The following is a 15,915-nucleotide window of genomic DNA, read 5'->3' as shown; positions in this document are numbered from 1 at the left end:
TGACCGCTTTCCAGGTCGTGGCCGTTCAGCGCAGGATGTCTGCGATCTGATCGATCGTCCGAGGATCGTGTGATCTGACAATGGGCCCGGGTCTTCTCGACCCGGGCCCTGTGTCTTGTCACCCTGTCGGCCGTTCGCGTGACCGCCTGACAAGATGAACCTGCATTTCGCGGGTGGGACTCCCTAGCCTTACCGGCATGAGCATCCCCACCGCTGACTCAGCCGCCGGACAGGCGGTCAAGGCCGCCGACCGCGCGCACGTCTTCCACTCGTGGTCCGCCCAGGCGCTGATCGACCCCCTCGCGGTGGCCGGCGCCGAGGGCTCGTACTTCTGGGACTACGACGGCAACCGCTACCTCGACTTCTCGTCGCAGCTGGTGAACACCAACATCGGGCACCAGCACCCGAAGGTGGTCGCCGCGATCCAGGAGCAGGCGGCGAAGCTCTGCACCATCGCGCCCGGCTTCGCGGTCGAGTCGCGCAGCGAGGCCGCGCGGCTGATCGCCGAGCGCACGCCCGGCGACCTCGACAAGATCTTCTTCACCAACGGCGGCGCCGAGGCCAACGAGAACGCCATCCGGATGGCCCGGCTGCACACCGGTCGGCAGAAGATCATGTCGACCTACCGCTCGTACCACGGCGCCACCGCCAACGCGATCGCCCTCACCGGCGACCCGCGCCGCTGGGCCAACGAGACCGGTGTCTCCGGCGTCGTCCACTTCTGGGGACCGTACGCCTACCGCTCCAACTTCCACGCCGAGAGCGAGGCGCAGGAGTGCGAGCGCGCGCTGGAGCACCTGGAGCAGGTGATCGCGTTCGAGGGGCCGGGCACCATCGCGGCGATCATCCTGGAGACCGTGGTCGGCACCGCGGGCATCCTGATCCCGCCGCCGGGCTACCTGGCCGGGGTGCGCGAGATCTGCGACCGCTACGGCATCGTCTTCATCCTGGACGAGGTGATGGCCGGATTCGGCCGCACCGGCGAGTGGTTCGCCGCCGACCACTGGGGTGTCACGCCCGACCTGCTCACCTTCGCCAAGGGCGTCAACTCCGGCTACGTCCCGCTGGGCGGGGTGGCGATCAGTGCGAAGATCGCCGCCGACTTCGCCGAGCGGCCGTTCCCCGGCGGGCTCACCTACTCCGGCCACCCGCTGGCCTGCGCCTCGGCCGTCGCCACCATCAACACGATGGCGGAGGAGGGCATCGTCGAGAACGCCCGGCACATCGGCGAGACCGTGATCGGCCCCGGTCTGCGCGAGCTGGCCGAGCGCCACCCGTCGATCGGCGAGGTCCGCGGCCTCGGCGTGTTCTGGGCGCTGGACCTGGTGAAGGACCGCGCCACCCGCGAGCCGCTGGTGCCGTACAACGCGGCGGGCGCCGCCAACGCGCCGATGGCCGAACTGGCCGCCGCCTGCAAGCAGCGCGGGCTCTGGCCGTTCGTCAACATGAACCGCTTCCACGTCGTCCCGCCGTGCACGGTCACCGAGGAGGAGGCCAAGACCGGCCTCGCGGTACTCGACGAGGTGCTGTCGCTGACCGACGCGCACACCGTCTGACGTACCGACAGGACGGCCCCGGGTGCCCGTGCGCCCGGGGCCGTCCACGCTCCGGAGGATCCCCGTATGTCCAGCACCACCCTGACCCGCCGTCCCACCCGCCACCGCCGGCCGAGCCGTCGGGCGGTGCTCGGTGCCGCCGGGCTGCTCGGCGTCGGCACCCTGAGCGGCTGCGGCATCCCGTCCGCGTACGTCGCCGAGGACCGCCGCTCGGCGCCGGACCGCTCGGAACACGAGCGGCGGCTGGCCTTCTCCAACTGGACCCAGTACATCGACGTCGACGACAGCGGTCGGCGACCGACCCTGGACGCCTTCACCGAGCGGACCGGGATCAAGGTCACCTACACCGAGGACATCAACGACAACGACGAGTTCTTCGGGAAGATCGGCCCGGTCCTCACCCAGGGCACCGACCCCGGCCGCGACCTGATGGTGGTCAGCGACTGGATGGCCGGCCGGTACGTCTCGCTCGGCTGGGTGCAGACCATGGACCGGGCAGGGATGCCCAACGTCGCGGCCCAGCTGGACCCGCAGCTCGCGGACCCGGCGTTCGACCCCGGCCGCCGGCGCAGCGTGCCGTGGCAGTCCGGGATCACCGGGATCGCGTACAACCGCAAGGAGCTCGGGCGCGAGATCAGGACCACCGCCGACCTCTGGGCACCGGACCTCAAGGGCCGGGTCACCCTGTTCGCCGGGCTGGACGAGGCGCTCGGCCTGCTGATGCTCGCGCACGGCGCCGACCTCGCGGCCTTCACCTCGGACGACGCGCACCGCGCGATGGACCTGGTGCAGAAGCTGGTGGACTCCCGGCACATCCGCCGGTTCACCGGCAACGACTACACCAGCGACCTGGCCTCCGGCGCCGCGATCGCCTGCCAGGCCTACTCGGGCGATGCCGTCCAGCTGACCGCGGAGAACCCGGACATCGAGTTCGTGGTGCCCGAGGAGGGCGGCGAGCTGTGGGCGGAGAGCCTGCTGATCCCCAACCGGGCCGGCCACAAGCGCAACGCCGAGCTGCTGGTCGACCACTACTACCAGCCCGAGGTGGCCGCCGAGCTGGCCGCCGCCGTGCAGTACATCTGCCCGGTGCCCGCGGCCCGCGAGGTGCTGGCGGCGAGCGGGGACAAGGAGAAGGCCGAGCTGGCCGAGCACCCGCTGCTCTTCCCGACCGAGGAGATGCGGGCCCGGCTGCACACCATGCGCGATGTCACCTCCGCCGAGCGGCCCGACCTGCACAAGGTCTGGGGGCGGATCACCGGGGTGTAGCGGGAGCGCCAGCCCGGCCCGGCCTCCCCGGGGGCGTCCGGGCGGCCTACCGCCGGACGGCGTCCAGGGCGAGCAGCGCGACGTGCAGGGAGAGACAGGACTCCACCTGGTCGAGGTCGACGCCGAGGATCCGCTCGACCTTGTGCAGCCGGTCGTAGAACGAGGGCCGGGACAGGTGCGCGGCATCGGCCGCCGCGGACTTGTTCCGGCCCTGCTCCAGGTAGATCCGCAGCATCTGCACCAACTGGCTGTTGTGCTCGGCGTCGTAGGCGAGCAGCGGGCCGAGCTCCCGTTCGACGTAGGTCTGCAGCCGGGCGTCGTCGCGCAGCAGGTGCAGCAGACCGCGGAGCCGGACGTCGGGCAGCCGGTAGTAGGCGGCGGCGCGGCCGCCGGGGGCGTCGTGCAGGGCGGCGTCGGCGACCTGGGTGGCCTCCAGCAGGGTGCGCCGGGCGTCGCGGACCGAGCCGACGGAGGAGCCGGCCGCGACCACCGGTGCGGGCGCGGGACCGGCGTCCCGGTGGGCCTCCGTCATCAGCCGGCGCAGCGCGGCGGAGAAGGAGTCGAGCGCGGCGTGCTCGTCCTGCTGGGCGCCGAGCGCGATCAGCACCCCCACGCCCTCGTCGTCCAGTGCGCCGACCAGCGCGGAGAGCCGGCAGCCGCGGATCGCTCCGGCCGCCAGCTCGGTGAAGTCGCGCAGCCGGGCCTGGGCCTCCAGCGCGGCCGGGATCGGTCCGCGCCGCTGGCGCAGCACCACCCCGACCAGCCGCCGGCCCTCCAGCGGGACGCCGAGCGCCTGGGCGCGCAGGGCCACCTCGGAGACGGTCAGCGCATGGGTGAGGATGCCGGAGAGCAGGGTGCGGTGGGTCTGGCGTTCCAGGCTCTCCCGGTCGCGGACCACCAGCCGGTTGAGCGCCAGGGCGGAGGCGCCGCGCTCCAGCAGCATCGCGTGCGGGTGGCTCTCGCCGTTCGGCAGGACGGCCGGGTCCTGGACCAGGACGAGCCGCCCCCAGTCCTGGCCGCGTGCGCCGACCGTGGTCACCAGCCAGCCGCTGCGCGGGTCGTGCCCGGTGCGTCCGGCGGGGCGGACCCCGCGCGAGCGGCGCTCCCAGTCCTCCAGCAGCTCGGTCTCGGGGCGCCCGGCGGTGTCATGGGCCAGCACCTGGTGGGCGAGGTTCTCCAGCACGACGGGTGCGCCGGCCATCCGGGCCACCTGCCGGACCACCTCGGCGGGTTCGGCGCCCTCCACCACCAGCTCGTTGAACACCTGGTGGACGGCCTCCGAGGCGCGCAGCTGCTCCAGCTGGGCGTTGACCACCAGGGCGTGCACGGCCTCGGTGACGGCGACGAAGCGCAGCTCGCGGCGGAGGGCGATCAGCGGCAGTCCGCGCTGCTCGGCGGCGTGCACCAGGGCGCGGGGGAGCGAGTCGAAGTAGCGCCGGCCGAACTCGATGACCAGGCCGGCCACACCCACCTCGGCCAGCTCGCGGACGTACCGGGCCAGCCCCTCGCGGTCCTCGGGCAGCGCGATGCCGGTGGTCAGCACCAGCTCGCCGCCCTGGAGCATGCCGGCGACGTCGGGCAGTTCGCTGACGTGGACCCAGCGGACCGGGCGCTCCAGGTGCTCGGCGCCGGCGACCACCTGGGGCAGGCCGCGCCGCATCACCTCGAGATCGAGAACGCGGGCGACGGTGGGGAGCATCGCAGGGCCTCCAGGGTTCAGAGTGTCAGGTAAATCATCCCTCCCGGCGACGACCTGTTGCCCTGCCCGAACCCTTCCACCCTGTAAGGCCCTTTGCGCCGAGGTTGGCGGAGTGACCCTTGTCACGCGCATCCGGCAGCGGGCATGGTCAGCGGGTCGGCTGTGGCGAAACACGGGCATCACCGTCGGAATCCGTCGCGTCACCGGAAAGCACCCGCGGAATCCCTTGCCGGGCCTCCGCGGGCCTGCCAGGATCGCGCACCTCGGTGATCGACCGGGCCGGATTACCCCGTACCGCAGGCACGGCGACTCGACCAGTCGTACGAGGCCGGTACGGGCCCTCGCCCGCCGGCGCGTGCAGCATGACGGGGATCAACCGATCAGCACGCCATGCGGGCAGTCGAACCACCGGGCACATGGAGGAACCAGATGGACCTGACCGACTTCGGTGCGGGCGCGCAGTACATCGCGGGCCGGCAGAGCCGGGGCAGCGGTGATCCCTTCCAGGTCGTCAACCCGGCCGACGGCAGCGTGGTCGAGCGGATCACCCTGGCCTCCACCGGCGAGGTCGACGCGGCGGTGGCCGCCGCCCGGGCCGCGCTGCCCGAGTGGGCCGGCGCCACCCCCGGCGCCCGCTCCGAGGCGCTGACCCGGCTGGCCGCCGTCCTCACCGACGCCGCCGGGGACCTCGCCCGGGTGGAGACCTCGCAGACCGGCAAGCCGGTCAAGCTCGCCACCGAGTTCGACGTCCCCGGCACCATCGACAACGCCGCGTTCTTCGCCGGCGCGGCCCGCAACCTGGAGGGCAAGGCGGCCGGCGAGTACTCCGGCGACCACACCTCCTACGTGCGCCGCGAGGCGATCGGCGTGGTCGGCTCGATCTCGCCGTGGAACTACCCGCTGCAGATGGCCGCCTGGAAGATCCTCCCGGCGATCGCGGCGGGCAACACCATCGTCCTCAAGCCGGCCGAGCTGACGCCGCTGACCTCGCTGATGTTCGCCCGCGCCTGCACCGCGGCGGGCATCCCGGACGGCGTGGTGAACGTCGTCACCGGCGCCGGGCGCACCGCGGGGGAGCGACTGGTCTCCCACCCGGACGTCGCGATGGTCTCCTTCACCGGCTCCACCCCGGTCGGCAGGCGGGTCGCCGAACTCGCCACCGCGACCGTCAAGCGCACCCACCTGGAACTCGGCGGCAAGGCCCCCTTCGTGGTCTTCGACGACGCGGACCTGGACGCCGCCGTGCACGGCGCGGTCGCCGCCTCGCTGATCAACGCCGGCCAGGACTGCACCGCCGCCACCCGCGCCTACGTCCAGCGCCCGCTGTACGAGGCCTTCGTGGCCGGTGTCGCCGAGCTGTTCGGCGCGATCCGCCTCGGCGACCCGCTGAACCCGCGGACCGACCTCGGCCCGCTGGTCTCACACGCCCACCGCGACCGGGTGGCCGGCTTCGTCGAGCGCGCCCGCGGGTACGCCACCGTGGTCACCGGCGGCCGCGCCCCCGAGAAGGGCCACGACGGCACCGACCTCACCCCCGGCGCCTACTACCTGCCGACCCTGATCACCGGCGCCGCCCAGGACAGCGAGGTGGTCCAGGGCGAGATCTTCGGCCCGGTCCTGGTCGTGCTGCCCTTCGACGGCGACGACGAGGGCCTGCGGCTGGCCAACGACACCCCCTACGGCCTGGCCGCCTCCGCCTGGACCGGCAACGTGCACCGCTCGCTGCGGGCCACCCGCGAACTCGCGGCGGGCTGCGTCTGGATCAACGACCACATCCCGATCATCAGCGAGATGCCGCACGGCGGCTACAAGTCCTCCGGCTACGGCAAGGACATGTCGCAGTACTCGCTGGACGAGTACACCCAGGTCAAGCACGTCATGTTCGACACCACCGCGGTGGCCCGCAAGGACTGGCACCGCACCGTCTTCGGAGACAGATAACCCTCGGGGCGCACCCCCGGCGCCCCGTCCCGACCTCTCGCCCCCAGGAGGCCCGTTCCATGGCGTTCAACGAGCTCACCGACGGTCTGTCGGAACCGGTCCGCAAGGCCTGGGAACGCAGCCTGACCAGCGGCCGGGCCGCACTCGGCCGCCGGACCCTGCTGCGCGCCGCCGCCCTCACCGCAGGGGTCGGCACCCTGGCCGCCTGCGGCATCCCGGCGGCGAAGACCGCCGGGACGGGCGACTCGACCGCGAACGCGGCCAAGGACCTCTCCGACAGCGAGAAGGAGGTCAACTTCTCCAACTGGCCGCTCTACGTCGACACCGACGAGAAGGACGCGGAGAAGCACGGCACCCTGGAGGCCTTCACCGAGGCCACCGGCATCAAGGTCCGGTACACCGAGGACGTCAACGACAACGTCGAGTTCTTCGGCAAGGTCAAGCCACAGCTCGCGGCCGGCCAGGACACCGGCCGCGACCTGATGGTGCTCACCGACTGGATGGCCGCCCGGATGATCCGGCTCGGCTGGGCACAGAAGCTCAACCCGGCCAACGTCACCACCGCGATCACCACGATCGACTCCCGCTTTCGCGCCCCCGACTGGGACCCGGGCCGGCTCTACACCTACCCCTGGGCCGGCATCCAGGTGGTGATCGCCTACAACCGCAAGGCCACCAAGGGAAAGGAGGTCACCAGCGTCTCCCAGCTGCTGGACGACCCCGACCTCAAGGGCCGGGTCACCTTCCTCTCCGAGATGCGCGACAGCATCGGCATCACCCTGCTCGACATGGGCAAGGACCCGGCGAAGTTCACCGCCGACGACTACGACGCCGCGATCGCCCGGCTGCAGAAGGCCGTGGACAACAAGCAGATCCGCCGCTTCACCGGCAACGACTACGGCCAGGAGCTGTCCTCCGGCGACATCGCCGCCTGTGTGGCCTGGGGCGGCGACCTGATCCAACTGCGCGCCGACAACCCGGACATCGAGTTCGTCATACCGGAGAAGGGCTTTGTCACCTCGACCGACAACCTGCTCGTTCCGGCCAAGGCGCAGCACAAGGCGAACGCGGAAAAGCTGATCGACTTCTACTATCAGCCGAAGATCGCGGCGCAGCTGGTCGCGGGGATCGGCTTCGTCTCGGCCGTCACCGGGATGGCGGAGGAGCTCACCGTCCTCGACCCGGACACCGCGGCCAACCCCCTGGTCGTCCCCACCCCCGCGATGGCGTCCAAGGCGCACGTGTTCCGCACCCTCACCGAGACCGAGGAGAGCGCCTTCGAGGAGAAGTTCTCCAAGCTCATCGGCGCCTGACCCCCACTGACGGCAGAGACCCCAGAGAGACACCGCTATGACAGACCAGCTGCGCGACCCGGCCGCGGGCGGCGACGTCCGCCTCACCGGCATAGGCAAGACCTACGGCTCCTTCACCGCCGTGCACCCACTCGACCTGACCGTCCCCCAGGGGTCCTTCTTCGCCCTGCTCGGCGCCTCCGGCTGCGGCAAGACCACCACCCTGCGCATGATCGCCGGCCTGGAGGAGCCCACCAGCGGCACCGTCCTGATCGGCGGCCAGGACGTCACCGCACTGCCCCCGTACAAGCGGCCGGTGAACACCGTCTTCCAGAGCTACGCGCTCTTCCCGCACCTCGACATCTTCGAGAACGTCGCCTTCGGCCTGCGCAGGCGCGGCCGCAAGGACGTCAAGAAGCAGGTCGACGAGATGCTGGAGCTGGTCGAACTCGGCCAGTACGCCCGGCGCAAGCCGCACCAGCTCTCCGGCGGCCAGCAGCAGCGCGTCGCCGTCGCCCGCGCCCTGATCAACCACCCGCAGGTGCTGCTGCTGGACGAGCCGCTCGGCGCGCTCGACCTCAAGCTCCGCCGCCAGATGCAGCTGGAGCTCAAGCGCATCCAGACCGAGGTCGGCATCACCTTCGTGCACGTCACCCACGACCAGGAGGAGGCCATGACCATGGCCGACACCATCGCGGTGATGAACGGCGGCCGGGTCGAGCAGCTCGGTGCGCCCGCCGACCTCTACGAGAACCCCGCCACCACCTTCGTGGCCAACTTCCTCGGCCAGTCCAACCTGCTGCCCGCGGACGTCACCGGCAGCCAGGGCGGCGACCTGCTGCTCACCGCGGCCGGGGCCCGGCTGGCCGTGCCCAAGGCGCGGTGCGCCACCGACGCCACCAAGGTCCACCTTGGGGTGCGCCCGGAGAAGATCACCATCGAGCACGCCTCCGCCGAGGTCGCCGACGGCCGCAACCGGCTGGCCGGCACCGTCCTCGACTCCAGCTTCATCGGCGTCTCCACCCAGTACCTGGTGCGCATCGAGGGCGGCCAGGAGGTGGCGGTCTTTGAGCAGAACATGGAGCGCGACGCCCGGATCACCGCCGGCGCCCCGGTCGTCCTGCACTGGAACCCGGCCCACTCCTTCGCCCTCGACGCCTCCCAGGCGATCGACGCGGGCACCGGGGAGGAGGCGGCGTGACCACCACCACCGCGGCGGCTCCGCCGCAGGCCGTACCCCCGGACGGGAGCGCGCCCGCCGAGCCGGCCCCGAAGCCCCGGCGCAAGCTCACCCCGTACTGGCTGCTGCTGCCCGGCATCGCCTGGCTCGTCGTCTTCTTCGCCGTGCCGATGGTCTACCAGGGCTCGACCTCGCTGCAGACCGGCACGCTGGAGGAGGGCTTCCGGGTCACCTGGCACTTCGCCACCTACTGGGACGCCCTGGTCGAGTACCGCTGGCACTTCGTCCGCTCGTTCGGCTACGCCGCCACCGCGACCGTGATGTGCCTGGCGATCGGCTACCCGCTCGCCTACACGATCGCCTTCAAGGCGAGCAAGCGCTGGCGCAACGTCATCCTGATCCTGGTGATCGCGCCGTTCTTCACCAGCTTCCTGATCCGCACGCTGGCCTGGAAGACGATCCTCTCCGACGGCGGCCCGGTGGTCGGCGTGCTCAACACGCTGCACGTCCTGGACGTCACCAGCGCGATCGGCCTCACCTCCGGCGACCGGGTGCTGGCCACGCCGCTCGCCGTGGTCTGCGGCCTGACCTACAACTTCCTGCCGTTCATGATCCTGCCGCTGTACACCTCGCTGGAGCGGATCGACCCGCGCCTGCACGAGGCGGCCGGCGACCTCTACGCCCGCCCGTTCACCACCTTCCGCAAGGTGACCTTCCCGATCTCGCTGCCCGGCGTGGTCGCGGGCACGCTGCTCACCTTCATCCCCGCCTCCGGCGACTACATCAACGCGCAGCTGCTGGGCTCGCCGAGCGAGCAGATGGTCGGCAACGGCATCCAGAAGCAGTTCCTGAACGTGCTCGACTACCCCACGGCAGCCGCCCTGAGCTTCATCCTGATGGCCCTGATCCTGGGCATGGTGACGGTCTACATGCGCAAGGCCGGGACGGAGGAACTGGTCTGATGTCCCGAGTGATCAAGTGGATCCGCGCGCACCTGGTGGTGCTGGCCGGCCTGCTGGCCCTGGCCTACCTGGTGCTGCCCAACCTGGTGGTGCTCGCCTTCTCGTTCAACAAGCCGGTCGGCAAGTTCAACTACGAGTGGTCCGAGTTCTCCACCGACGCCTGGACCAACCCGTGCGGTGTGGCCGACATGTGCCAGTCGCTCTCGCTGAGCCTCCAGGTCGCGGTGCTCGCCACCATCGGTGCCACCGTGCTCGGCACCATGGTCGCCTTCGCGCTGGCCCGCTACCGCTTCCGCGGCCGCGCCGCCACCACCGCGATGATCTTCCTGCCGATGGCGATGCCCGAGGTGGTGATGGCCGCCTCGCTCGGCACGCTCTTCCTCAACATGCGCATCCCGTTCGGCTTCACCACCATCCTCATCGCGCACATCATGTTCTGCCTCAGCTTCGTGGTGACGGCGGTCAAGGCCCGCGTGATGAGCATGGACCCGAGGCTCGAACAGGCCGCCCAGGACCTCTACGCAACCCCGGTCCAGACCTTCCTGCGGGTCACCCTGCCGCTCGCCGCCCCCGGCATCGCGGCCGGCGCGCTGCTCAGCTTCGCGCTCTCCTTCGACGACTTCATCATCACCCAGTTCAACTCGGGCCCGACCACGGTCACCTTCCCGATGTTCGTCTGGGGCGCCTCGCAACGCGGCATCCCGGTGCAGGTGAACGTCATCGGCACCGCGATGTTCATCGCCGCGGTCGCGCTGACCGTGGGCGGCCAGTGGCTGGGCAACCGCCGGAAGGCCACCGCCTGACCCCGGCCCGCCCCGCGGCCGACCGGGTCCGCCCGACGCTCGACCGGGTCCGGCCCCGCGCCTGACCCACGACCGGCGCACCCCCGACGTACCGTCGGGGGTGACCGGCAAACCATCCCCGATGTTCAGAAAGTGGCTGATAATGCATGGACTCCGCCCGCGCACTCAGTGACGCCAGGCCCACCCCCTTCTGGTTGGAGGACCCGGGCCGGCCGGCGGCGCTGCCCGCCCTGGTCGGCGACGCCAAGTGCGACCTGCTGGTCGTCGGCGGCGGCTACTCCGGCCTCTGGACCGCCCTCATCGCCAAGGAGCGCGACCCCTCGCTGGACGTCGTGCTGGTGGAGGGCAACGAGGTGGGTTGGGCCGCGTCCGGGCGCAACGGCGGATTCTGCGCGGCCAGCCTGACCCACGGCTTCGGCAACGGCCTGCAGCGCTGGCCCGCCGAACTCGGCCGGCTGGAACACCTCGGTGCCGCCAACCTCGACGGCATCGAGGCCACCCTCAAGCGCTACGGCATCGACGCCGAGTGGGAGCGCACCGGCGAGATCGACGTCGCCACCCAGCCCCACCAGCTCGCCGAGCTGCACGAGGTCGCCGAGGCCGTCGCCGAGTACGGCCTTGACGTCACCGTGCTCGACCGCGACGCCCTGCGCGCCGAGGTCGACTCACCGACCTTCCTCGGCGGGATCTGGGACAAGGAGGGCGTGGCGATGGTCCACCCCGCCAAGCTCGCCTGGGGCCTCAAGGCCGCCTGCCAGGCCCAGGGCGTCCGCATCTTCGAGCACACCCGGGCCCTGGACCTGAACGAGTACGGCAGCGGCATGGCCGTCCGCACCCCCTACGGCCGGGTCTTCGCCCGCCGGGTCGCGCTCGGCACCAACGTGTTCCCGTCCCTGGTCAAGCGGGTCCGCCCGTACGTCGTACCGGTGTACGACTACGCGCTGATGACCGAGCCGCTCAGCGCCGAGCAGCTCGCCGCGATCGGCTGGCGCAACCGGCAGGGGCTCGGCGACAGCGCCAACAAGTTCCACTACTTCCGGCTCTCCGCCGACAACCGCATCCTCTGGGGCGGCTACGACGCGGTCTACAACTACGGCGGACACGTCCGCAGCGAGTACGACCAGCGACCGGAGACCTTCCGGACGCTGGCGCACAACTTCTTCCGCTGCTTCCCGCAGCTGGAGGGGCTGCGCTTCACCCACGCCTGGGGCGGCGCCATCGACACCTGCACCCGGTTCTCGGCGTTCTTCGACACCGCCTACCGCGGCCGGGTCGCCTACGCCGCCGGCTACACCGGCCTCGGCGTCGGCGCCACGCGGTTCGGCGCCGAGGTGATGCTCGACCTGCTGGCCGGACAGCGCACCGAGCGCACCTCGCTGGAGATGGTGCGCACCAAGCCGCTGCCGTTCCCGCCCGAGCCGGTCCGCTGGGCCGGGATCGAGATCACCACCCGCTCGCTGGAGCGCGCCGACCGCACCGGCGGCCACCGCAACCTCTGGCTGCGCACGCTCGACCGGCTGGGCCTGGGCTTCGACAGCTGACCCCACCCACATACCGGCCTCGCCCTAGTTGTGTAAGAGAGACCCGCCGTCAGCCTCTCGTTGGTGACGGCGGGTCTCTGTTTCCCGCCGCGCTACGACCAGCGTCAGCGCTGAGGAACGGGGACACGACATGGAGAGCACCGGACTGCACTGGCTCGCCCAGGCGGCATCGGATCCGGAGGCCTTCCGGCTGCAGTGGGAGCGCACCGGCTTCGGGCCGGCGCTGCTCCCGGCCGGGCGGCGCTGGGACGTCCTCTCGGTACCCGGGGGCCTCGGCCGGCCGGCCCTCGACATCCTGGCGTCGGGCCCCTGCGGCCCGGTGCTCGCCGACGGAGGGGACGAGCACCTCGGCTTCCTCGTCCCCGTCGGCACCGCCGCCCGATGGATCGGCACCGGCGTGCGCTGCGCCGGCGAGGGCACCTGGATCGCCGTCCCGCACCCGGGCCGGCGCAACCGCGGCCTGCGCTGGCTCGTCCCGCCGGACGGCTCCGGACGGCTCAACGATCCCGTCATGCTGGAGCTCGCCCTGCACGAGGCGGTGGCCCGGCTCACCGAGGGGTAGCGGCGGCCGCGTGGGCGCGCAGGAGGACGGGCGGTCGCGGCAGACTGGAGGCGTGACCACCGCCCCGGACGCCGTCGACGCGTCCCTCCGCCCGGGCCCGGCCCAGCTGCGCCTGGTCGAGCTGGCCCGTCCCGTCTGCGACCGGCTGGGCCTCGCCCTGGCCGGCGGCCACGCGCTGCGCGCCCACGGGGTCTCGGCCTGCGCCCAGGACGGGATCACCCTGGTCACCAGCGGCGGGGCGGAGCTCCCCCGGGCCGCCGACGAGCTGGCCGCGGCCTACCGGGCGGCCGGCGGCGGGGTCGCGGAGCGGCCGGGCACCCCGCGGCTGGAGCAGCTCTCCGTCCGGCTGACCCTGGGCGGGCGCACCCACGCGGTGGAGCTGCGCAAGGAACCGCTCGGTCACCGGCCGGTCCGGGTCGACCTCGGTGGAGGACCCGAAGCGGCGCCCTTGGTGGTCACCGTCGTCGCCCTGGAGGACGCGGCCGCATTGACCACCGCGCTGCTCGCCGACCGCGGCATGCCGCGGGACCTGATCGACGTCTACGCCCTGACCGCGCTGTACCGGGAGGGCGAGCTGCTCGCGCTGGCCGGCGCCCTGGACGCGGACTTCCAGCCCACCGTGCTCGCCGACCGCCTGGAGACGCTGGCCGAGGCCGCCGACGGGCGGTTCCGGGCGCGCGGCCTGGCCGGGAGCGCGGTCGGCGGGCTGAAACGGTGGGCGCTGGCCTGGTCGCAGGACCTGCGGTTGGACCTGCTGGAGACTCAGGAGGCCGCCGACGGTCTGCACGACCCGTACCTGGAGGACGTGGAGGAGGCGGCCGAGGCCGCCGACGCGGTGGGCGAGGAGGGGGCTCCGGAGGCGGGGGAGGCCTGAGCTTCGCCCGTTCGGAGTACCTGCCCGACGACCTGTAAGGCTGAATCCCCGATCCCCGTCAGCCTGTTCGTTGAGCCGGGCGGTGGCGGCGACCAGACTGGGTGATGAGCGCGGCAGCCCCGTGATCCCGTCGTCCGGCCCACCCGCGGGCGGCGTACCCAAGGGACCGCTGGCAGGACGCCGCCCGGGACTTCGGAGGAAGACGTACCTTGAGCAAGCACCTCATCCACTGGATCGGCGGCGAGGCGGTCGCCACCGCCGGTGCCGCGCCCCGCCGCGGTGACATCTTCGACCCGGCCACCGGCCAGGTCTCGGGCCAGGTCGACTTCGCCGAGATCGCCGAGGTCGACCAGGCGGTGGCCGCGGCCGCCGCGGCGTTCGGCGAGTGGCGCAACGCCTCGGTCGCCAAGCGCTCCACCGTGCTCTTCAGCTTCCGCGAGCTGCTCAACGCCCGCCGGGACGAGCTGGCCGCGATCATCGTGGCCGAGCACGGCAAGGTGCACTCCGACGCGCTCGGCGAGATCGCCCGCGGCCTGGAGGTCGTCGAGTACGCCTGCGGTATCCCGCAGCTCGTCAAGGGCGGCTTCACCGAGCAGGCCTCGACCGGCATCGACGTCTACTCGATCCGCCAGCCGCTCGGCCCGGTCGCGATCATCTCGCCGTTCAACTTCCCGGCGATGGTCCCGATGTGGTTCTTCCCGATCGCCATCGCCGCGGGCAACACCGTCGTGCTGAAGCCCTCGGAGAAGGACCCGTCCGCGGCCAACTTCCTCGCCGAGCTGTGGAAGGAGGCCGGTCTGCCGGACGGCGTCTTCAACGTCGTGCACGGTGACAAGGTCGCCGTCGACCGGCTGCTGGAGCACCCCGACATCAAGTCGGTCAGCTTCGTCGGCTCCACCCCGATCGCCCGGTACGTCTACGAGACCGGTACCCGCTACGGCAAGCGCGTGCAGGCCCTCGGCGGCGCGAAGAACCACATGCTGGTCCTGCCCGACGCGGACCTGGACCTCAGCGCCGACGCCGCCATCAACGCCGGTTTCGGTGCGGCCGGCGAGCGCTGCATGGCGATCTCGGTGCTGGTCGCGGTCGACCCGATCGGCGACGAGCTGGTCGAGAAGATCAAGCAGCGGATGGCCACGCTGAAGGTCGGCCCGGGCTGCAACGGCGACTCCGAGATGGGCCCGCTGGTCACCGGCCAGCACCGGGACAAGGTCACCTCGTACGTCGAGTCCGGTGTCGCCGACGGCGCCGAGCTCGCCGTGGACGGCCGAAAGCACCCGATCACCACCGAGGACAGGAACGGCGCCCCGACGGCGGACGGCTTCTGGCTCGGCCCCACGCTGTTCGACCACGTGAAGCCGGGCATGTCCGTCTACAACGACGAGATCTTCGGCCCCGTGCTCTCGGTGGTGCGCGTCGACTCCTACGAGGAGGGCGTGGCGCTGATCAACGCCAACCCCTACGGCAACGGCACCGCCATCTTCACCAATGACGGCGGCGCGGCCCGGCGCTTCCAGTACGAGGTGGAGGTCGGCATGGTCGGTATCAACGTGCCGATCCCTGTCCCGGTCGCCTACTACTCCTTCGGCGGCTGGAAGGCCTCGCTGTTCGGCGACGCCCACGCGTACGGCCCGGACGGCGTGCAGTTCTTCACCCGCGGCAAGGCCGTCACGCAGCGCTGGCTGGACCCCTCGCACGGCGGCATCAACCTCGGCTTCCCGACCAACAGCTGAGCCACCCGCTCACCATGAGCAGCCGGCCGGACCCTTCCCCCCAGGGCCCGGCCGGCTTCTTTGCGCTCCGTTTGCGTCCGTCTGTCGATGGGCGTAGTGTTCTCTAGTCGCTCGGCTGGGAGCACCGGACACGCACACTGCGCGGACGGTCCCGGGGCGGCCAATCCTCTGAAACACCACTTCCCGGTTCGGGCCGGGTCGCGTCTTGCCTTTTTCGGCTTCGCGGCTCGGGTTGAATTCGGCGTGCACGTTTATATGGATTGTGGCTGGATTCGCTTTTCGGAGCGGGGCTCGGCTAAAGTGGGAAACGTCGGACAGGCCGTCAGGTCGGTTCGGTGAAAGCCTCCTGAGACCGGGAGGCGCGGAAAGACACTGCAGAGCGATCTGGTAGAGTCGGAAGCGCCGAAAGGTCGAAGGACAGCGAGTCAGGGAAGCGAAACTCCGGTAAACGGAGCGGAAAACATCTGATAAGCTGGAAACACGAAAGAACGAAGCGCCCGGAGGGC

12 protein-coding genes are annotated in these 15,915 nt (G+C 71.5%); 11 read left to right on the top strand and 1 reads right to left on the bottom strand.

The annotated features are described in order from the left end of the window. Window positions 1–197: 197 nt before the first annotated feature. Complete coding sequence (locus ACIGZJ_RS30215) at window positions 198–1,556, top strand: aspartate aminotransferase family protein (protein WP_396460241.1); 1,359 nt, start codon at window positions 198–200, stop codon at window positions 1,554–1,556. A gap of 66 nt (window positions 1,557–1,622) precedes the next feature. Next, a complete protein-coding gene (locus ACIGZJ_RS30210) occupies window positions 1,623–2,822 on the top strand; it encodes a spermidine/putrescine ABC transporter substrate-binding protein (RefSeq protein ID WP_396460240.1) in 1,200 nt (399 codons plus the stop codon). A gap of 46 nt (window positions 2,823–2,868) precedes the next feature. Here ACIGZJ_RS30210 and ACIGZJ_RS30205 read toward each other — a convergent pair whose 3' ends face one another. After that, entirely contained in the window at window positions 2,869–4,521 is a 1,653-nt protein-coding gene (locus tag ACIGZJ_RS30205) for a PucR family transcriptional regulator (protein WP_396460239.1), read from the bottom strand. Window positions 4,522–4,950: 429 nt separating this feature from the next. On the opposite strand from ACIGZJ_RS30205, the gene ACIGZJ_RS30200 reads away from it, so the two are divergent. The 9 genes from ACIGZJ_RS30200 (at window position 4,951) to ACIGZJ_RS30160 (ending at window position 15,409) form a co-directional block, all read left to right on the top strand. Beyond that, window positions 4,951–6,462, top strand: coding sequence for a gamma-aminobutyraldehyde dehydrogenase (locus ACIGZJ_RS30200; RefSeq protein ID WP_396460238.1), 1,512 nt, complete (start codon window positions 4,951–4,953; stop codon window positions 6,460–6,462). Window positions 6,463–6,521: 59 nt separating this feature from the next. After that, window positions 6,522–7,775: a PotD/PotF family extracellular solute-binding protein gene (locus ACIGZJ_RS30195; RefSeq protein ID WP_396460237.1), complete on the top strand. Its 1,254-nt coding sequence runs from the start codon at window positions 6,522–6,524 to the stop codon at window positions 7,773–7,775. A 37-nt stretch (window positions 7,776–7,812) separates the two neighbouring features. After that, the gene (locus tag ACIGZJ_RS30190) at window positions 7,813–8,955 is read left to right on the top strand and encodes an ABC transporter ATP-binding protein (protein WP_396460236.1); all 1,143 of its coding nucleotides are present in this window, start codon (window positions 7,813–7,815) and stop codon (window positions 8,953–8,955) included. Beyond that, a complete protein-coding gene (locus ACIGZJ_RS30185; RefSeq protein WP_396460235.1) occupies window positions 8,952–9,896 on the top strand; it encodes an ABC transporter permease in 945 nt (314 codons plus the stop codon). The genes ACIGZJ_RS30190 and ACIGZJ_RS30185 overlap by 4 nt, the downstream gene beginning before the upstream one ends. After that, window positions 9,896–10,699: an ABC transporter permease gene (locus ACIGZJ_RS30180; RefSeq protein WP_396460234.1), complete on the top strand. Its 804-nt coding sequence runs from the start codon at window positions 9,896–9,898 to the stop codon at window positions 10,697–10,699. Before ACIGZJ_RS30185 ends, ACIGZJ_RS30180 begins: the two co-directional genes overlap by 1 nt. A gap of 146 nt (window positions 10,700–10,845) precedes the next feature. Continuing rightward, window positions 10,846–12,240 (top strand): NAD(P)/FAD-dependent oxidoreductase, encoded by a 1,395-nt coding sequence (locus ACIGZJ_RS30175; protein WP_392929611.1) that lies wholly within the window; start codon window positions 10,846–10,848, stop codon window positions 12,238–12,240. A gap of 130 nt (window positions 12,241–12,370) precedes the next feature. After that, window positions 12,371–12,802 (top strand): hypothetical protein, encoded by a 432-nt coding sequence (locus tag ACIGZJ_RS30170; protein WP_396460233.1) that lies wholly within the window; start codon window positions 12,371–12,373, stop codon window positions 12,800–12,802. Between the two features lie 52 nt (window positions 12,803–12,854). Beyond that, window positions 12,855–13,676 (top strand): hypothetical protein, encoded by an 822-nt coding sequence (locus tag ACIGZJ_RS30165; protein ID WP_396460232.1) that lies wholly within the window; start codon window positions 12,855–12,857, stop codon window positions 13,674–13,676. A gap of 209 nt (window positions 13,677–13,885) precedes the next feature. Beyond that, entirely contained in the window at window positions 13,886–15,409 is a 1,524-nt protein-coding gene (locus ACIGZJ_RS30160) for a CoA-acylating methylmalonate-semialdehyde dehydrogenase (RefSeq protein ID WP_392929617.1), read from the top strand. Window positions 15,410–15,915: the final 506 nt, after the last annotated feature.

This window comes from Kitasatospora sp. NPDC052868, from assembly GCF_044547105.1.
Taxonomy (GTDB): Bacteria; Actinomycetota; Actinomycetes; order Streptomycetales; family Streptomycetaceae; genus Kitasatospora.
This window is presented reverse-complemented; position numbering and strand designations above follow the sequence as displayed.

Bases quoted from the DNA above. Each gene is read 5' to 3' on its own strand.
- ACIGZJ_RS30215 (WP_396460241.1), top strand. From the start codon at position 198: ATGAGCATCCCCACCGCTGACTCAGCCGCCGGACAGGCGGTCAAGGCC.
- ACIGZJ_RS30210 (WP_396460240.1), top strand. From the start codon at position 1,623: ATGTCCAGCACCACCCTGACCCGCCGTCCCACCCGCCACCGCCGGCCG.
- ACIGZJ_RS30205 (WP_396460239.1), bottom strand. From the start codon at position 4,521: ATGCTCCCCACCGTCGCCCGCGTTCTCGATCTCGAGGTGATGCGGCGC.
- ACIGZJ_RS30200 (WP_396460238.1), top strand. From the start codon at position 4,951: ATGGACCTGACCGACTTCGGTGCGGGCGCGCAGTACATCGCGGGCCGG.
- ACIGZJ_RS30195 (WP_396460237.1), top strand. From the start codon at position 6,522: ATGGCGTTCAACGAGCTCACCGACGGTCTGTCGGAACCGGTCCGCAAG.
- ACIGZJ_RS30190 (WP_396460236.1), top strand. From the start codon at position 7,813: ATGACAGACCAGCTGCGCGACCCGGCCGCGGGCGGCGACGTCCGCCTC.
- ACIGZJ_RS30180 (WP_396460234.1), top strand. From the start codon at position 9,896: ATGTCCCGAGTGATCAAGTGGATCCGCGCGCACCTGGTGGTGCTGGCC.
- ACIGZJ_RS30175 (WP_392929611.1), top strand. From the start codon at position 10,846: ATGGACTCCGCCCGCGCACTCAGTGACGCCAGGCCCACCCCCTTCTGG.
- ACIGZJ_RS30170 (WP_396460233.1), top strand. From the start codon at position 12,371: ATGGAGAGCACCGGACTGCACTGGCTCGCCCAGGCGGCATCGGATCCG.